The organism is Herbiconiux solani NBRC 106740, from assembly GCF_001571005.1.
GTDB lineage: Bacteria > Actinomycetota > Actinomycetes > Actinomycetales > Microbacteriaceae > Herbiconiux > Herbiconiux solani.
Window position 1 is genome coordinate 416,985 of sequence record NZ_BCST01000001.1, and the last position, 14,323, is coordinate 431,307.

14 protein-coding genes are annotated in these 14,323 nt (G+C 72.4%); 4 read left to right on the top strand and 10 right to left on the bottom strand.

The genetic code is table 11. The features are described 5' to 3' along the window. Window positions 1–30: 30 nt before the first annotated feature. From HSO01S_RS02025 to HSO01S_RS02035, 4 genes are all read right to left on the bottom strand, one after another. Window positions 31–831: an SDR family NAD(P)-dependent oxidoreductase gene (locus HSO01S_RS02025; protein ID WP_066038890.1), complete on the bottom strand. Its 801-nt coding sequence runs from the start codon at window positions 829–831 to the stop codon at window positions 31–33. Window positions 832–877: 46 nt separating this feature from the next. Beyond that, on the bottom strand, window positions 878–1,744 hold the full coding sequence (locus HSO01S_RS02030; RefSeq protein WP_066038891.1) for an SMP-30/gluconolactonase/LRE family protein: 867 nt from the start codon (window positions 1,742–1,744) through the stop codon (window positions 878–880). Then, entirely contained in the window at window positions 1,744–1,887 is a 144-nt protein-coding gene (locus HSO01S_RS18565; protein WP_157078847.1) for a hypothetical protein, read from the bottom strand. Before HSO01S_RS18565 ends, HSO01S_RS02030 begins: the two co-directional genes overlap by 1 nt. A 73-nt stretch (window positions 1,888–1,960) precedes the next feature. Then, the gene (locus tag HSO01S_RS02035; protein ID WP_066039126.1) at window positions 1,961–2,851 is read right to left on the bottom strand and encodes an SDR family oxidoreductase; all 891 of its coding nucleotides are present in this window, start codon (window positions 2,849–2,851) and stop codon (window positions 1,961–1,963) included. Between the two features lie 142 nt (window positions 2,852–2,993). Between HSO01S_RS02035 and HSO01S_RS02040 the strand changes: the two genes are divergently transcribed. Continuing rightward, a complete protein-coding gene (locus tag HSO01S_RS02040) occupies window positions 2,994–3,542 on the top strand; it encodes a Dps family protein (RefSeq protein ID WP_066038892.1) in 549 nt (182 codons plus the stop codon). A gap of 4 nt (window positions 3,543–3,546) precedes the next feature. Here the strand turns inward: HSO01S_RS02040 and HSO01S_RS02045 are convergent, their stop codons facing one another. Further along, on the bottom strand, window positions 3,547–4,515 hold the full coding sequence (locus HSO01S_RS02045) for a 5'-3' exonuclease (protein WP_066038893.1): 969 nt from the start codon (window positions 4,513–4,515) through the stop codon (window positions 3,547–3,549). Window positions 4,516–4,650: 135 nt separating this feature from the next. Between HSO01S_RS02045 and HSO01S_RS02050 the strand changes: the two genes are divergently transcribed. Genes HSO01S_RS02050 through HSO01S_RS02060 form a run of 3 tightly spaced genes read left to right on the top strand, consistent with a single transcriptional unit; the run spans window position 4,651 to window position 8,360 of the window. Continuing rightward, window positions 4,651–6,246, top strand: coding sequence for a helix-turn-helix transcriptional regulator (locus tag HSO01S_RS02050; RefSeq protein WP_157078848.1), 1,596 nt, complete (start codon window positions 4,651–4,653; stop codon window positions 6,244–6,246). Between the two features lie 50 nt (window positions 6,247–6,296). Beyond that, a complete protein-coding gene (locus HSO01S_RS02055) occupies window positions 6,297–7,544 on the top strand; it encodes a pyridoxal-phosphate dependent enzyme (RefSeq protein ID WP_084361212.1) in 1,248 nt (415 codons plus the stop codon). A gap of 9 nt (window positions 7,545–7,553) precedes the next feature. Continuing rightward, window positions 7,554–8,360 carry a GNAT family N-acetyltransferase gene (locus HSO01S_RS02060; RefSeq protein ID WP_066038895.1) on the top strand — a complete coding sequence of 269 codons (807 nt, stop codon included), beginning with the start codon at window positions 7,554–7,556 and terminating at the stop codon, window positions 8,358–8,360. 46 nt (window positions 8,361–8,406) lie between these two features. Here the strand turns inward: HSO01S_RS02060 and HSO01S_RS02065 are convergent, their stop codons facing one another. The 5 genes from HSO01S_RS02065 to HSO01S_RS02085 all read right to left on the bottom strand — a co-directional run bounded on the left by HSO01S_RS02065 (window position 8,407) and on the right by HSO01S_RS02085 (window position 14,230). Beyond that, window positions 8,407–9,408 carry a nucleoside hydrolase gene (locus HSO01S_RS02065; protein WP_066038896.1) on the bottom strand — a complete coding sequence of 334 codons (1,002 nt, stop codon included), beginning with the start codon at window positions 9,406–9,408 and terminating at the stop codon, window positions 8,407–8,409. A gap of 61 nt (window positions 9,409–9,469) precedes the next feature. Beyond that, window positions 9,470–10,399 (bottom strand): ABC transporter permease, encoded by a 930-nt coding sequence (locus tag HSO01S_RS02070; RefSeq protein WP_066038897.1) that lies wholly within the window; start codon window positions 10,397–10,399, stop codon window positions 9,470–9,472. Next, a complete protein-coding gene (locus tag HSO01S_RS02075) occupies window positions 10,399–11,505 on the bottom strand; it encodes an ABC transporter permease (protein ID WP_066038898.1) in 1,107 nt (368 codons plus the stop codon). The genes HSO01S_RS02070 and HSO01S_RS02075 overlap by 1 nt, the downstream gene beginning before the upstream one ends. After that, window positions 11,502–13,178, bottom strand: a complete 1,677-nt coding sequence (locus HSO01S_RS02080) for an ABC transporter ATP-binding protein (protein ID WP_084361214.1) — start codon at window positions 13,176–13,178, stop codon at window positions 11,502–11,504. Before HSO01S_RS02080 ends, HSO01S_RS02075 begins: the two co-directional genes overlap by 4 nt. After that, entirely contained in the window at window positions 13,175–14,230 is a 1,056-nt protein-coding gene (locus tag HSO01S_RS02085; protein ID WP_066038899.1) for a BMP family ABC transporter substrate-binding protein, read from the bottom strand. The genes HSO01S_RS02080 and HSO01S_RS02085 overlap by 4 nt, the downstream gene beginning before the upstream one ends. Window positions 14,231–14,323 lie beyond the last annotated feature (93 nt).

Below are 14,323 nucleotides of genomic sequence, written 5' to 3' on the forward strand. Positions count from 1 at the left end.
GCGCCCTCGGGAGTTTCGGATCGCGGGGCGTCAGATCGTGGCAACGGAGCCCGAATCCACCCGGTAGTTCGACCCGTTCACGAACGAGGCCGCGTCCGAGCAGAGGAAGACGACCACGTTCGCCACCTCCGCGGGCTCACCGCGACGCTTCAGCTCCATGTACGGCCGCTCCTCGTCGAGGAACGACTCGATCGCCTCGTCGAAGGGCACGCCCAGTTCGTCGCTTCGCTTGTGCATCATCGCGTCGGTCATCGGGGTGTGGATGAACGCGGGCGAGACCGCGTTCACCAGCAGGCCTTCGAGGGCGTACGACCGCGACAGCCCCTTCGCCAGTGCCAGGATGCCCGCCTTGGCCGAGCAGTACGGGAGCTCGTCGTCGTAGGGCTGCACCGCATCCTCGGAGGCGAGGTAGACGAGCCGGCCCCAGCCGCCCTTCCGGAGGTCGGGCAGGAACTCGCGGGTCAGCCGCACCGGGCCGAGCAGGTCGGTCTCGATCGTCGAGACCCAGCCCTCGTCGTCGATCTCGTGGAAGAGGCCCTGCGCGCCGGTGACCCCGGCCGACTGCACGAGGATGTCGATCTCACCGACCGCCTCGGCGGTCTGACGGTGCAGGGCGGCGAGGGAGTCGGTGTCGGTGATGTCGGCGGCGAAGCCGAACAGGCGGCCGGCGGGGGCGTCGAGGGCCTCGACCGCTTCGTCGAGCTTCTGCTGGTCGAGATCCGAGACGACGACGGTCGCACCCTCCGCGAGGAGGAGGCGGGCGGTGTGCCAGCCGATGCCGGAGTCGCCTCCCGTGACGAGGGCTTTCCTGCCGGTTATTCCGAGGTCCATGGGGATCCTTTCTGGGTCGTGATGCGGGATTGCGCCGAGGCGGGACTCAGCCGAAGACTTCGACGGGCCGACCGCGCCGCCCGGTCTCGACGGCGAACACGCCACCGCTGCCGGGATGGGCGACGAGCGCGGACTCGTCGAGGTTCTCCCGGGCCGAGCCGACGAACAGCATCGTCAGGTCGTCGCCGCCGAAGGCCACCGACGTGATGTTCGGAGCCGGAAGCGCGATCCGATCGGTCACGGTCCCATCGGCCAGGCGACGAACGACCGCGCCTTCGCCGTACAGGCCGCTCCAGAACCCGCCCTCGTCGTCCCGCGCCAGTCCGTCGCTCGGGAGGCCGGTGAGGAGGGCGCGGGGCTCGCCGAGCGGGCCCTCGGCGGAGTACTCGGCGGCGTAGATCGTCGAGACCGCCGTGTCGGTGAAGTAGAAGGTGGTGCCGTCGTCGCTCCACTCGAAGCCGTTGGCGACGCCGAGACCGCCGAGGAGGGTCTCGAGCCGGCCGTCCGGATGCACGCGGTACAGCGCGCCGTCCGGCGATTCGTCCTTGAGGTCCATCGACCCGACGACGAAGGAGCCGAAGGGGTCGCATTTGCCCTCGTTCAGCCGCATCTCGGGATGACGGTGCTGCACAGTCGCGAGGGTGTCGAGGATCTCGCCCCGTGCATCCAGTCGCACCACGCGGTCGCCGAGGGCGGCCACGTAGCCTCCCGCCGCAGCAGGCTGGAACGACGGCAACGGCGGCGGGACCAGGAAGGTCTCGTCGCCGGAGCCGTCGACCGGAGCGTCTGCCGGACTGATGTGGAGGGCGCCCGCGGTGATGTCGGTCCAGAGCATCGCCCGGCGACCGGCATCCCACCACAGGCTCTCGACCAGGATGGCCCCGGTGTCGCGCCAGAGGCGCGGCTCAGACATCACTCGTCGTCTGCTCCCCCGCCCGAGGCGACGTCTTCGCCGTCGGTGCTCTTGCTGCCGTCGGAAGACGAACCGTCGGGCAGTTCGTCGGCGTCCGGTCGGCCTTCGGCCTCGGGGCCGTTCTGGGTCTTGTCGTCGCTCATGGTGTTCCTCTCCTTGACGGTCGCGGGCGCCGGACGGCGCCCCGCGGACGCGGTGCGGCTCAGTGTCAGTGTGTCAGTGGACGGGTGTGCCGCCGGTGACGGCGATCGTCTCGCCGCTGATGTAGCTGGCCTCCTGCGAGGCGAGCAACACGAAGGGCGGTGCCAGTTCGACCGGCTGTCCGGGGCGGCCGTAGGCGGCTTCGGACCCGAACTGCTCGATCTTCTCGTTGGGAACGAAGGCCGGCTGCAGCGGGGTCCAGACCGGGCCGGGCGCGACGCCGTTGACGCGGATGCCGCGCTCGGCGAGCTGCTGGGCCATCGCCCGGGTCCAGTTCGCGATCCCGGCCTTCGAGACGGCGTACTCCGCGAGGGACGGCGAGGGCTGGAAGCCCTGGATGCTCGAGGTCGTGATGATCGACGCCCCCGGCTGCAGGTGCGGCGACGCCGCCTTGGTCAGCCAGAACAGCGGGTAGATGTTCGCCTTCAGCACGTGGTCGAGTGTCTCGGTCTCGAAGTCGTCGATGCTGTCGACGGTCGGCATGACACCGGCGATGATGGCGAGGATGTCGACGCCGCCGAACTCCTCGACGGTGCGGCGGACGAGCTCCTGGTTCGCGGTCTCCTCCTGGAGGTCGGCCGGGAACAGAAGGGCCTTCTGTCCCGCTTCCTCGACGAGGGCGGCGACCTCTTCGGCCTGCGCCTGCTCCTCGGGGAGGTAGGACAGCGCGACGTCGGCGCCTTCCCGCGCGTAGGCGATGGCGACGGCCCGGCCGATGCCGGAGTCGGCGCCGGTGACGATCGCCTTGCGGCCCGCGAGGCGGCCGTTGCCGACGTAGCTCTTCTCGCCGTGGTCGGGCTCGGGGTCCATCTTGTGGACGTCGCCGGGGGCCGACTGCTGCTGGGCCGGGAACGGGGGCTGGGGGTACTGGTGGATGGGGTCCTGGGGTGTGTACATCGTGGCCATGATCTTCACCGTATGCCGGTCCGCGCCCGGCGGCCAGGAATCCGCAGAAGCCTCACAATGCCCTGAATCCCGGCCCCAGAACCCTCGGCGAGGAGCCGATTGGGGCGTAGCGTCCACAGGGTCCCAGACGAAAGGAACGGCGATGACCTCCACCATCGAACGCACTGTCGAGGCCCCGGCCGACGCGGGCGCGGCGACCACCCGGCGCCAGAACGCCGAGCGCGGCTTCACGGCGTCGAAGACCCTCACCGACGACCTCCAGAAAGTGCTGGTCGACCTGATCGAGCTCCACCTCCAGGGCAAGCAGGCGCACTGGAACGTGGTCGGCAAGAACTTCCGCGACCTGCACCTCCAGCTCGACGAGATCATCGACGCGGCGCGCGAGTTCAGCGACGTCGTCGCCGAGCGCCTACGCGCCCTCCATGCGGTGCCGGACGGCCGGAGCGACACGGTCGCGGCGACCACCACCCTCCCGGAGTACCCGAACGGCGAGGTCGACACCGCCGAGACGGTCGACTTGATCACGACCCGCCTCGAGGCGGTCGTCGGCACCATGCGCGACGTCCACGACGAGGTCGACGAGGCCGACCCGACGAGCGCCGACATCCTGCACGGCATCATCGAGAAGCTCGAGCAGTTTGCCTGGATGGTGTCGGCCGAGAACCGGAAGCCGGCCAAGAAGTCGCACTGACGCCTCAGGCGAAGCGGTCGAACGCCTTGAGCAGGCGGCCGACCGCTCCGCCCAGGTTCTCCTCGGCGGAGAGGCGCTCGAGCTCTGCTCGCGCCTCTCCGCTGATCGGGGCCAGGCGCGCGCCCGTGTCTTCGGGTTTCGGGAGGTCCAGATCCCGGGCCACAGCGACCACCCGCGGAGCGACGGCCAGGTAGTCCGCTGCCCGCTCGAGCTTGAGGCGGATCCCGGCCGAGACCCCGCCCTCCTCGTCGGCCGCGGCCCTGAGCAGCCCGTCGAGCGTGCCGTACTCGCCGAGCAGCGAGGCGGCCGTCTTCTCGCCGATGCCCCCGACACCGGGGAGACCGTCGCTCGTGTCACCCCGGAGCGTCGCGTAGTCGGCGTACTGCTCCGGCAGCACGCGGTACTTCGCGACCACGGTGGCCGCCGTCAGCACCTCGAGGTTCTTCATGCCCCGGGCCGTGTAGACGACCCGCACCGGCTGGTCGTCGTCGACCACCTGGAAGAGGTCCCGGTCCCCCGTGACCACGTCGACCGGCAGCCCCTTCCGCGCCTGGGCCGTGTAGCTCCCGATCACGTCGTCCGCCTCGTAGCCCGGTGCCCCGACGATCGCGATTCCGGCGAGCTCCAGCACCTCGCGGATCATGGGGATCTGCGCGGTGAGCCCGTCCGGGACGGTCTCGACGTCGGCCGCCCCTTTGCTGCCGCGCCGGGCGACCCGGTGCTCCTTGTACGACGGCACGAGATCGACGCGCCAGGCGGGCCGCCAGTCGTCGTCCCAGCAGGCGATCAGCTCCGTCGCCTCGAACTCGGTGACCAGGCGGGCGATCATGTCCAGGAGCCCTCGGACCGCGTTCACCGGCGTCCCGTCCGCCCGGGTGATGGTGTCGGGCATTCCGTAGAACGCCCTGAAGTACAGCGACGCGGTGTCCAGCAGCAGCAGCTTCTCCGGGGCGCGCCCGTCATCCTTCGTCATGCGCCCAGTGTGTCATCGGACGGGCTCGGGATCGAGGATGCACCGGCGCACGGGGACCGGACACCTGAGCGCGGGGTGCGCAGGCCGCTCCGGGGATGGCACCGCACGGGCGCGGACGGTAGGTTCGTGGGTGGGATGACTGAGAGCGACGTGGAGACCGGGGCCGGGCTCGGTCGACGGCTCGACGCCCTGGTGGTCGCCGGCGACTGGACCGCCGTGGTGACGATGCTCGATCAGCAGTGGGCGCTCGTGCTCTCCGACGATCCCGCCGCCGTCCAGCGGGCCATCAACGCGCTCCCCGCCGAGGCGCTGGAGAAGAACCCGCGCTGGGCGATGGCCCTGGAGTACGTCAACCGCTTCGTCACGAACGGGCGCACCCCCACGACGATCTTCCGCGGGGGCGGACCGGTGCCCGAGCCCACGAACCTCCTCGACCTCCTCGCACAGCTCACGGCCAAGATCGCGGCGAAGCGTGCCGCCGGCCGCTATGCCGAAGCGGTCGAGGCCGCCCAGGAGGCCAGGACGCTGCTGGACGACGCCGACGACGAGTCCCGCGCCACCCTCGCCCAGGCCCTGCCCGAGATCCTCTTCCAGTGGGCGATGGCCTGGGAGTACTTCGGCGACGCCTCCGCGGCGGCCCGCGAATACACCGAGAGCTTCGATGCCGCCGTCGCCACCCGGCACCGTCTCGCCGAGGCATCGGCCGCCGGCGCGCTGGCCTGGATGCACGTCCTCGCCGGCCGCAACATCCAGGCCCGGATGTGGCTGGACCGCTTGCCGGACTCGACCGGTGCGTGGTGGAGCAACCGTGCATCCGTCACCGCCCGCTTCACCCGGACCCTGCTGCTGATCGACGAGCTCGAGGTCGTCGAGGCCCGCGCGGAGCTCGCGCAGGTGAGCCTCGCCGGCGTGACCGAGCGCTGGCCGGCCCAGAAGTACCTGCTCGCCCTCACCGAGACCGACCCGGCCGGCTGCGTCGACCTGCTCACCCAGATCGACTCGTCGGCGAAGGCGCAGCCCGTCGAGGCGCCCGAGCAGGGAGCCTGGGAGCCGTTCGTGGCGATCGCGCGCTCGGTGCTGCTGTCCCGGCTCGGCAACCGGGTCGACGCACGGTCGGCTCTGGATGCGGTCGACACCGACCGGCCGAACGGCGACTCCGGCGCGCTCCAGGTGCGGCTCTGGAAGGCGACGACCCGGCTCGCGACCGGCGACGCGGTGCGCGCCCGCCGGGAGGCGGCCGCCCTCATCCGGGTCTCGACGGCATCGCCCCGCATCCTGGTCGGGGCGCTGGCGGTCGCCGCGGCCTCCGCCCTTAAGGCCGGAGAGGCGGATGCCGCCACCACCCAGATGCGGATGGCCCTCCACCTGGCCGAGCAGCACCGGCTGTACGAGCCGCTCACCCTGGTGCCGGCCGCCGAGCTGGAGGCCCTGCTCGACCTGGTCGCCGACGAGGCGCGGGCGTCCGTGCCGGCCGCGATGCGGGCCGCGCTGCTGGCCGAGCGGGTCGGTCCCTCCGCCGATCCGTCGGCCGATCCCTTCCTGCAGCTGACGCCGCGCGAACTCGCCGTCGCGAAGAGCGCGGCCTCCGAGCAGAGCCTGGAGGACATGGCGGCCGAGCTGTTCGTCTCGCGCAACACCGTGAAGAGCCAGCTGCGGAGCGTGTACCGCAAGCTCGGGATCTCCTCGCGCACCGCGTTGGAGGAGCTGGCGCTGCGGCACGGGTACCTGTGATGAGCGAGCGCCGTTGATGTGCGGGTGTCTGTGATGCGCGGGTCCCTGCGATGAGCGAGTCGCCCGCCCTCCCCTTCCTCCACGACCGCAGCGGCACGCGGTATCCGCTGGACGAGCCGCGCTGGCGCGGTGACGACGGCGGCCCGCTGGCGACTTCGGCCCTGCCCGGCATCACGGCCGGCGCGATCGACCTCCGCGCGCGGTCGCACTGGCGCTATCGCGCGGCCCTGCCGACCACTTTCCGCCGAGAGGTGACGTTGGGCGAAGGATGCACGCCGCTGCTCCCGCTGTCGTCGTCGGAACCGGCCGGGTCCGGGGCACCCGGACTGTTCGCGAAGGCGGAGTGGTCCAATCCCACGGGCAGCTTTAAAGACCGCGGGATGTCCGTGCTCGTCTCGACCCTCCTCGCGCAGGGCGTGGGCGCCTTCCTGGAGGACAGCTCGGGCAACGGCGGTTCCTCGGCGGCGGCCTACGCGGCCGCGGCGGGGCTCGACGCGACCATCCTCGTGCCCCGCGGCACCTCGGCCGCCAAGCAGCTGCTCAGCCGCCTGGTCGGGGCGCGGGTCGAGGAGTTCGACGGCAGCCGGACCGAGACGGCGGCCGAGGCCCTCCGCCGGTCGGCGACCGTGTTCTACGCGAGCCACAACTGGCATCCGGCCTTCCTGCAGGGCGTCAAGCTGCTGGCGTACGAGCTCTGGGAGGATCTCGGGTTCCGCGCTCCCGACACCGTGGTGGTGCCGGCCGGCGGCGGCAGCCTGGTGCTCGGCCTCTCGCTCGGCTTCGCCGAGCTGCAGCGTGCCGGCGAGATCGAGCGGATGCCGCGGGTCTTCGCCGCGCAGCCCGCGAACTGCGCCCCGCTCGCCGAGGCCTTCGACGCCGGAGCCGAGCGGGCCGACACCGGCCGCCTCGACCGCTGGGCGCCGACGATCGCCGAGGGGGCTTCAATCGGGGCGCCGGTCCGGGATATCGAGGTGCTTGCGGCCGTGCGCTCCTCCGGGGGCGCGGTGCTGGCCGTCTCGGAGGCCGAGATCGTCGCCGCCGTGCGCGAGCTCCTCGCCCGGGGCCTCTACGTCGAGCCGACCAGCGGCCTCGCCCTGGCGGCGGCCCACCGGCTCCTCGCGGCCGGGGTAGTCTCCCCCGCCGAGACGACGGTGCTCGTGCTCACGGGCTCGGGTCTCAAGGCGGCGCAGGCGATGGCGGGGATCCTCGCCGCCCCGGCCGCCTCCACGCCCGGCGCTCCCGCCGCTGCCTCTCACGGCGCAGAACCTGCCGACGCCGCTGGCGGCCGCCCGGCCTAGGCTGGCCGGATGGATCCCGCCACCCTCCTCGCCGCCTACGACGACCAGCTGCGCACCGACGCCGAGACACCGAGCGCGATCGCGGTGCGCCGCCTGGGGCCGCTGCGGCTCGTGACCTTCGAGGGCGGCCGCGGGTTCGTGACCTACCGCGACCTCGCGGGAGCACCCGACGCGTCCGCGGTTCTCGACGAGGCCGCGGTGCGCGCGCTCGTCGCCGGGGCTCTCGACCACTTCCGCGCCGATCCCGGCATCACCCGGGTCGAGTGGAAGTCCCGCGGCCACGACGTCGCACCGGGCCTGCACGACTCCCTGGTCGCCGCGGGCTTCGAGCCCGACGAGACGGAGTCGATCATGATCGGCCCCGCCGAATCGCTCGCCGTCGACGTGCCGCTCCCCGACGGGGTGACCCTCCGCCAGGTGACCTCGGAGCCCGACGTGCGCGCGATGAGCGCGATGGAGGACGAGGTGTTCGGCGAGCCCGTCTCGGACGAGTACGCCGACGCGCTCCTCCGCCGCCTGGCTCTGGACGACGGGATGGAGCTCTGGGTCGCCGAGGCCGAGGGCCTCATCGTGAGCGCCGGCCGCCTCGAACCGGTCGCGGGAACCGCCTTCGCCGGCATCTGGGGCGGGGCCACCCTCGAACGCTGGCGTGGCCGGGGCATCTACCGCGCCCTGACCGCGGCGCGCGCCCGCTCGGCCCTGGCGGCCGGGAAGACGCTGCTGCACAGCGACTCGACCGAGTTCTCCCGGCCGATCCTCGAGCGCGCCGGCCTCATCCGCGTCTCGACGACCACGCCCTACCGCTGGCGCCGCTGAGCAGGACCGCCGCTGAGCCGCCCGGCCCGGCGGTCGCCGACGGGCGCTAGCGTCCCGACAGCACCCGCACGAAGTCGGCCAGGAACGCCCGCCGGTCGACGTCGAGCACCACGACGGTGTCCGGCGCCGGCTCGGTCGGCCAGCTCACCGGCAGGCCCTCGGCCGTCCGCAGCAGGTGCGCCCGCGTGGCGAAGCCGTCGGTCGTGATGCCGACCGGGCCGGTGACCTCCGAGGTGATCCAGTCCGGCTGCACCAGCAGGGCTGCCGCGAGCCCGTCGTGGGCGGGCGAGACCCGGCGGCCCCAGGCGAACTGGTAGAAGTCCATGTACGCCTCGAGGATCTGCGCCGAGAAGGTGCCCCACTCGGTGCCGGCGTGGTGCAGCGCCTGCACCGCCTGCTCGTCGACGATCGTTCCCGCGGTCACATTGACGCCCACCATCACGAGCTTCCGCCGCGGGGCCGCGAACACGCGCGCGGCGGCCTCGGCGTCGTTGTGGATGTTCGCATCCACCATCTGCACGGTGCCGAGCGGCGGGAACGGGCCCGAGCCGCCCATGATCACGACGGAGCGGTAGAGGGTCAGCAGCTCGGGCTCGATCTCGAGCGCGAGGCCGAGGTTCGTCAGAGGCCCGACCGGCAGTAGGTCGTAGTAGCCGGGCCGGGAGCGGCCGAGCTCCACCAGCAGCTCGGCCGAGCTGAGCGGCGAGAGGTTCTTCGGCGCGAGCTTCTCGGCGAAGAGGTCGCCGAGCCCGTCGACGCCGTGCACGTGCGAGGCGATCCTGGCCTCGCCGTCGATGGGCCCGGCGGCACCACGCGCCACCAGGGTGTCCTCGAGCCCGGCGATCTTCAGCACGCGCGCGATGTTCGTGAGCGCCGACTCGACGGGGGTGTTGCCGTAGACGCTCGTGATCGCCGAGACCTCGGCATCCGGGCGCCCCGCCAGGTAGAGCAGCGCCAGGGCGTCGTCGATCCCGGTGTCGGTGTCGAGGACGATGTGGCGGATGCCGTCGTCGCCGGGCAGGTCGGTCGGGGTGCTCTGATCGGTCATCGTGGTGCTTTCTGCTGGGGATCGGGTGTCATCGCGTTCCCGGCACACCGGGCGCATCGGCTCAGGCGGCGGGGGTGGGTGCGGACGTGGTCACGGCGGCCGCGGTGCGGCGGCGCGGCAGGCGGATGCGGGTCGCGATCAGCACGAGCAGCGTGATGGCGTACGGCGCCGCATCGGTCAGCTGCTGCGGCGCCCCGATGCCCTGCAGCCGGAAGCCGAGCGCCTCGGCGGCGCCGAAGCCCAGGCAGGCGACCGGCAGCCAGAGCGGGCGTCCGCCGACCAGCATCACGGCCGCGACCGCGATCCAGCCGCGGCCGGCCGTCATGTTCTCGGTGAACACCGTCACGTTGCCGAGCGCGAGCTGGGCGCCGGCGATCCCGCAGAGCGCTCCGCCGACGATCGTGACCCAGGTCTGGTAGCGCGCGACCTCGACACCGAGACTCGCCGCGGCATCCGGATGCTCGCCCACGCCCCGCAGTCGCAGCCCCGCCGGCGAGACCTTCAGCCAGATGCCCGCCGCGGCGATCACCACGAAGGCGAAGGGAACGAGAACGGTCTGCCCGGAGAAGATCGGCCCGATCACCGGGACGTCGGTGAGGAACGTCATCTTCGGCAGCCCCTGCAGCTCGCGCGGCGAGAACGATCCCGAGACCCCGAACAGCACCCGCAGCAGGAAGCCGGTGAGCCCGATGGCGAGCAGGTTGGTGCCGATCGCGATGATGATCGGGTCGGCCTTCCAGCGCGCGGCGCCCACGGCCAGGATCACCGAGAACAGGGCGGTGCTGAGCACAGCCGTGAGCAGCCCACCCCAGGCGCTGCCGGTGTAGTAGCTGCCGGCCACCGCGGCGAACGCACCCCAGAGCATCTGACCCTCGAGGGCGATGTTGAAGACGCCGGCCTGCGCCGAGAGCGCGCCCGCGAGGGCGGCGTAGAGGATGGGCGTCGCCGCGAGCAGCACGGCCGCCACGAAGCCGAGTTCGAACACGTGCATCAGGCGGAGCTCCGTTCGGTGCGGCGCTGGTCGAGCACCGTGCGGAGCGCCAGCACGACGATCACGACGCCTTGCAGCACGTCCGAGAGTTGACGCGGCACGTCGGCCGAGCGCTCCATGGCGGCGCCCCCGACCTGCAGCACGGTGAACAGGATGGCGGTCACCGGGATGAGCGCGGGCCGGCCGCCGGCCAGCAGGGCCGCTGCGAGCCCGGCGAAGGTGTAGCCGGGCGAGATCAGCGCGCCGTCGATCAGGCGGAACGGCGACGACATGACCATCACCGCGCCCACCACGCCGGCGGCGGCACCGGCCGCGGCCATCGCGCCGAGCGCGAGCCGGCCCACGCGCACCCCGCCGTAGGCGCCGAAGCGGCGGTTCGCCCCGACCACGCGGAGTTCGAAGCCGACCGCGCTCCGCGAATCGACGAGCCAGAACACCACGAGCAGGGCGAGGATGATCAGCAGGCCGACGTTGGAGTAGGAGAGGTCGCCGAGCGCCCACATCCGCGCATCCTGGGGCAGCCGCGGCGTCTGAGCCACGGCGGCGCCCGCCTCGCCGAGCGGGAAGCGCACGAGGTAGGAGACCACGGCGACCGCGATCGGCGACAGCAGCAGGGTCGAGATGATGATCGGGATGCCGAAGCGGGTGGCGAGCGGTGCCGAGATCGCCCCGAAGGCGCCCGAGACGACGGCTGCGCCGAGAACCGCGAGCGGGATGACGATGGGGCCGGGCAGCGGCAGGTTGCCCGCGATGACGGCCGCGGTGAGCCCGCCGAGCACGAGCTGGCCGTTGCCGCCGAGGTTGAACTCGCCCATCCGGAGCGGGATGGCGGCCGCGAGGGCCATGCCGATGATGAAGCCCCAGACCGAGAAGGTGTAATCGAGCGACCCGGGTTCGAGGGCGCCGGAGATCACGGCCGCGTAGGCGGTGACCGGGTCGAGCCCGGCGGCCAGGATGATCACGGCGCCGATCAGGAGCGCCAGCACGACGGCGCCGACCGGCACCACGGCGGGGTGCCGGAGGGCCGCACGGACGAGCCGCGCGCCCGGGCGGCCGGGTGCCGGCGCCTCGGGCCCGGTGGCGGGCGGGGTCGTCGTCGAGGTCATGACTCGGGATCCTCAGGGTCGGGTTCGGACGCCGCCTCGGCGGCGCCGGCCATGGCCGCGCCGATCCGGGCGGTGGTGGCCTCGTCGGCCGGGAACTCGGCCACGATCCGGCCGGCGTACATCACCAGGATGCGGTCGGCCAGCGCGAGCAGTTCGCTGATCTCGTGCGAGACGAGCAGCAGCGCTCCCCCGTCGGCCCGGTGCTCGAGCAGCCGGCCGTGGATGGACTCGATCGCGCCGACGTCGACACCCTGGGTGGGCTGCTCGGCGATCACGAGCGGGGCGCGGTGCGAGAGCTCGCGGGCGATCACCACCTTCTGGGCGTTGCCGCCGGAGAGGGCGCCGATCGGCTGCAGCTCGCCCGAGGTGCGCACGTCGTAGTCGCGGATGAGCTCCCGCGCCCGGGCGCGCTCGGCCCGGATCGACATCCAGCCGCGGCCGACGCCCGAGGCGGAGCCGATCGGCGGGGTGCGGTGGTGCCCGAGGGTCACGTTCTCGGCGACCGACATCGTGACGGCGCTGCCCTCGCCGCGGCGGTCCTCGGGGATCACGGCGAGTCCGAGGGCCCGCCGGTCGCGGACCGAGCGGCCCGCGACGTCGTCGCCGAGGATCCGCACGCGTCCGCTCCGCGCGGGCAGGGTGCCGAGCACCGCGGCGACGAGCTCGTGCTGGCCGTTGCCGGAGACCCCGGCGATGCCGACGATCTCGCCCGCGCGCACCTCGAAGGAGACGTCCGAGACGGCGGCGACACCCCCTCCGCCCGGGGACGTGCGCGACCCCGAGCCGGAACCCGCTCCGGAGTCGCCCACCGTGAGGCCCGACACCTCGAGCACCGTGGCGCCCGGGGTCCCGGTGCGGGGGTTCCGCACCTCGTCGATCGCGCGACCGGTCATCGCGTGCACGAGCGAAGCGGCGGTCGCCTCCGCGGTCGCGAACCGCCCGGTCACCCGCCCGTCGCGGAGCACCGTCACCTCGTCGCTGACCGAGAGCACCTCGTGGATCTTGTGCGTCACGAGCACGACCGTCGCTCCGCCCTCGGCAGCTCGGCGGATCACCGCGAACAACGAGGTCACCTCGTTCGGCGTGAGCACGGCGGTCGGCTCGTCGAGGATGAGGATGCGGGCGTCACGGTGCAGGGCCTTCAGGATCTCGACCCGCTGCCGGGCGCCGGCGGAGAGCGAGCCGACCACCGCATCCGGATCGGACTCGAGCCCGTACCGCTCGCTCAGCTCGCGCACCCGGGCCGCGGCCGCCGCGCGGTCGACCACGCCGCGGCCGAAGAACCCCGGCCGGCGCGGCTCGGCCCCGTAGACGACGTTCTCGGCCACGGTCATCGTGTCGAAGAGCCGGAAGTGCTGGTGCACCATGCCGAGCCCGGCCGCGATCGCGTCGAGCGGGCCGGCGAAGCGCACCGGGCGGCCGTCGATCCGGATCTCCCCCGAATCCGGTTCGAGCAGACCGAACAGCATCGACATGAGCGTGGACTTGCCGGCACCGTTCTCCCCCATCACGGCGTGGACCGTGCCGCGCCGGAGCACGAGGTCGACGTCGGCGTTCGCGACGACCGCCCCGAAGCGCTTGCCGATGCCGATCAGCTCGACGGCGGGCACGGCGGATGCCGCGGGCCCGTCGAGGCCCGCGGCATCCGCGTCGTTCCCAGAGGTCGAGGTCATCCAGCGGTCAGCGGGTCGGTGACGACGACCTGGCCCGAGACGATCTGGTCGCGGACGGCCGCGACCTTCTCGATCACGTCGGGGTGGTCGGCGATCAGGCACTGCGAGTCGGCCACGCCGTCTTCCAGACCGGTGAGGCTGACGCCTCCCTCGGCCAGGCCGTAGGAGGTGAATCCGCCCGTCGTGCCGTCGAGGATGTCGCCGACCGAGTTCACGAGCGCCACATCGACACGCTTGATCGCGTTGTCGACGACGTTGCCCGGCGACTCGAGGCACTGGTTGGTGTCGACGCCGAAGGCCTTGAAGCCGCTCTCCGCCGCCGCCTCGAAGACGCCCGTGTTGCCGCCGGAGGCCGCGGCCTGCACGTAGTCGACCCCGCCGTCGGCGAGGATCTGCGCCTGCGCCTTCGCGCGGGCCTGGTCGCCGAACGGGTTGTCGCCGCCGACGAACTGGGCCGAGGTGGCCACCCCGGGGTTCACGCTCTTCGCGCCGGCGTAGAACGGGTCGATCCAGCGGTGGATGAAGGGGGTGTCGAGCGCGGCGACCACGCCGACGTTGTTCTTCTGGGTCAGCAGCCCCGCCTCGACGCCGGTCAGGTACGTGGCCTCGTACTCCTTGAAGGTGGCGGCGGTGAGGTTCGGCGTCGGGTTCTCGGCCGAGGTGTCGATCAAGAGGAACTGCTGGTCGGGGTTGTCGGCCGCGGCCTCGGTGAACTGGTCGAGCACGCTGAACGAGACGCCGATGATGATGCTGGGCTTCTCGCGGATCGCCGCATCCAGGTTCTGCTGGATGCTCGTGGGGTCTTCGCTCTCGTACACGTCGACCGAGGCGTCGTACTTCTCCCCGGCCTCCTTCGCGCCGTCGGAGGCGAGCTGGAGGAAGTTGTTCGAGCCGATCGGCGTCGGGGTGATCAGGATGATCGAGTTCGCGTTGTCGCCGTCTCCGGCGGCGCCGGTGCTGGACGCACCGCCCGAGCTCGAGCACGCGGCGACGGAGACGAGGAGGCCGGCCGCGAGGGCGACGGCGGCTCCCCGGCGTGCGAGTGAAGACATGGTTTTCCCCTTACGGAAACACGGTGCTGTGGATGCGGCCGGCCGAACGGGGTCTGGTCACCCGATCCGGCCGCCCTTCCATGTTAAACGAGA

What these genes read in the sequence shown, in the direction of transcription:
- HSO01S_RS02080 (WP_084361214.1), bottom strand. Translation starts at nt 13,178, where the DNA reads ATGACCTCGACCTCTGGGAACGACGCGGATGCCGCGGGCCTCGACGGG.
- HSO01S_RS02035 (WP_066039126.1), bottom strand. Translation starts at nt 2,851, where the DNA reads ATGGCCACGATGTACACACCCCAGGACCCCATCCACCAGTACCCCCAG.
- HSO01S_RS18565 (WP_157078847.1), bottom strand. Translation starts at nt 1,887, where the DNA reads ATGAGCGACGACAAGACCCAGAACGGCCCCGAGGCCGAAGGCCGACCG.
- HSO01S_RS02045 (WP_066038893.1), bottom strand. Translation starts at nt 4,515, where the DNA reads ATGACGAAGGATGACGGGCGCGCCCCGGAGAAGCTGCTGCTGCTGGAC.
- HSO01S_RS02055 (WP_084361212.1), top strand. Translation starts at nt 6,297, where the DNA reads ATGAGCGAGTCGCCCGCCCTCCCCTTCCTCCACGACCGCAGCGGCACG.
- HSO01S_RS02040 (WP_066038892.1), top strand. Translation starts at nt 2,994, where the DNA reads ATGACCTCCACCATCGAACGCACTGTCGAGGCCCCGGCCGACGCGGGC.
- HSO01S_RS02085 (WP_066038899.1), bottom strand. Translation starts at nt 14,230, where the DNA reads ATGTCTTCACTCGCACGCCGGGGAGCCGCCGTCGCCCTCGCGGCCGGC.
- HSO01S_RS02030 (WP_066038891.1), bottom strand. Translation starts at nt 1,744, where the DNA reads ATGTCTGAGCCGCGCCTCTGGCGCGACACCGGGGCCATCCTGGTCGAG.
- HSO01S_RS02070 (WP_066038897.1), bottom strand. Translation starts at nt 10,399, where the DNA reads ATGCACGTGTTCGAACTCGGCTTCGTGGCGGCCGTGCTGCTCGCGGCG.
- HSO01S_RS02050 (WP_157078848.1), top strand. Translation starts at nt 4,651, where the DNA reads ATGACTGAGAGCGACGTGGAGACCGGGGCCGGGCTCGGTCGACGGCTC.
- HSO01S_RS02075 (WP_066038898.1), bottom strand. Translation starts at nt 11,505, where the DNA reads ATGACCTCGACGACGACCCCGCCCGCCACCGGGCCCGAGGCGCCGGCA.
- HSO01S_RS02065 (WP_066038896.1), bottom strand. Translation starts at nt 9,408, where the DNA reads ATGACCGATCAGAGCACCCCGACCGACCTGCCCGGCGACGACGGCATC.
- HSO01S_RS02060 (WP_066038895.1), top strand. Translation starts at nt 7,554, where the DNA reads ATGGATCCCGCCACCCTCCTCGCCGCCTACGACGACCAGCTGCGCACC.
- HSO01S_RS02025 (WP_066038890.1), bottom strand. Translation starts at nt 831, where the DNA reads ATGGACCTCGGAATAACCGGCAGGAAAGCCCTCGTCACGGGAGGCGAC.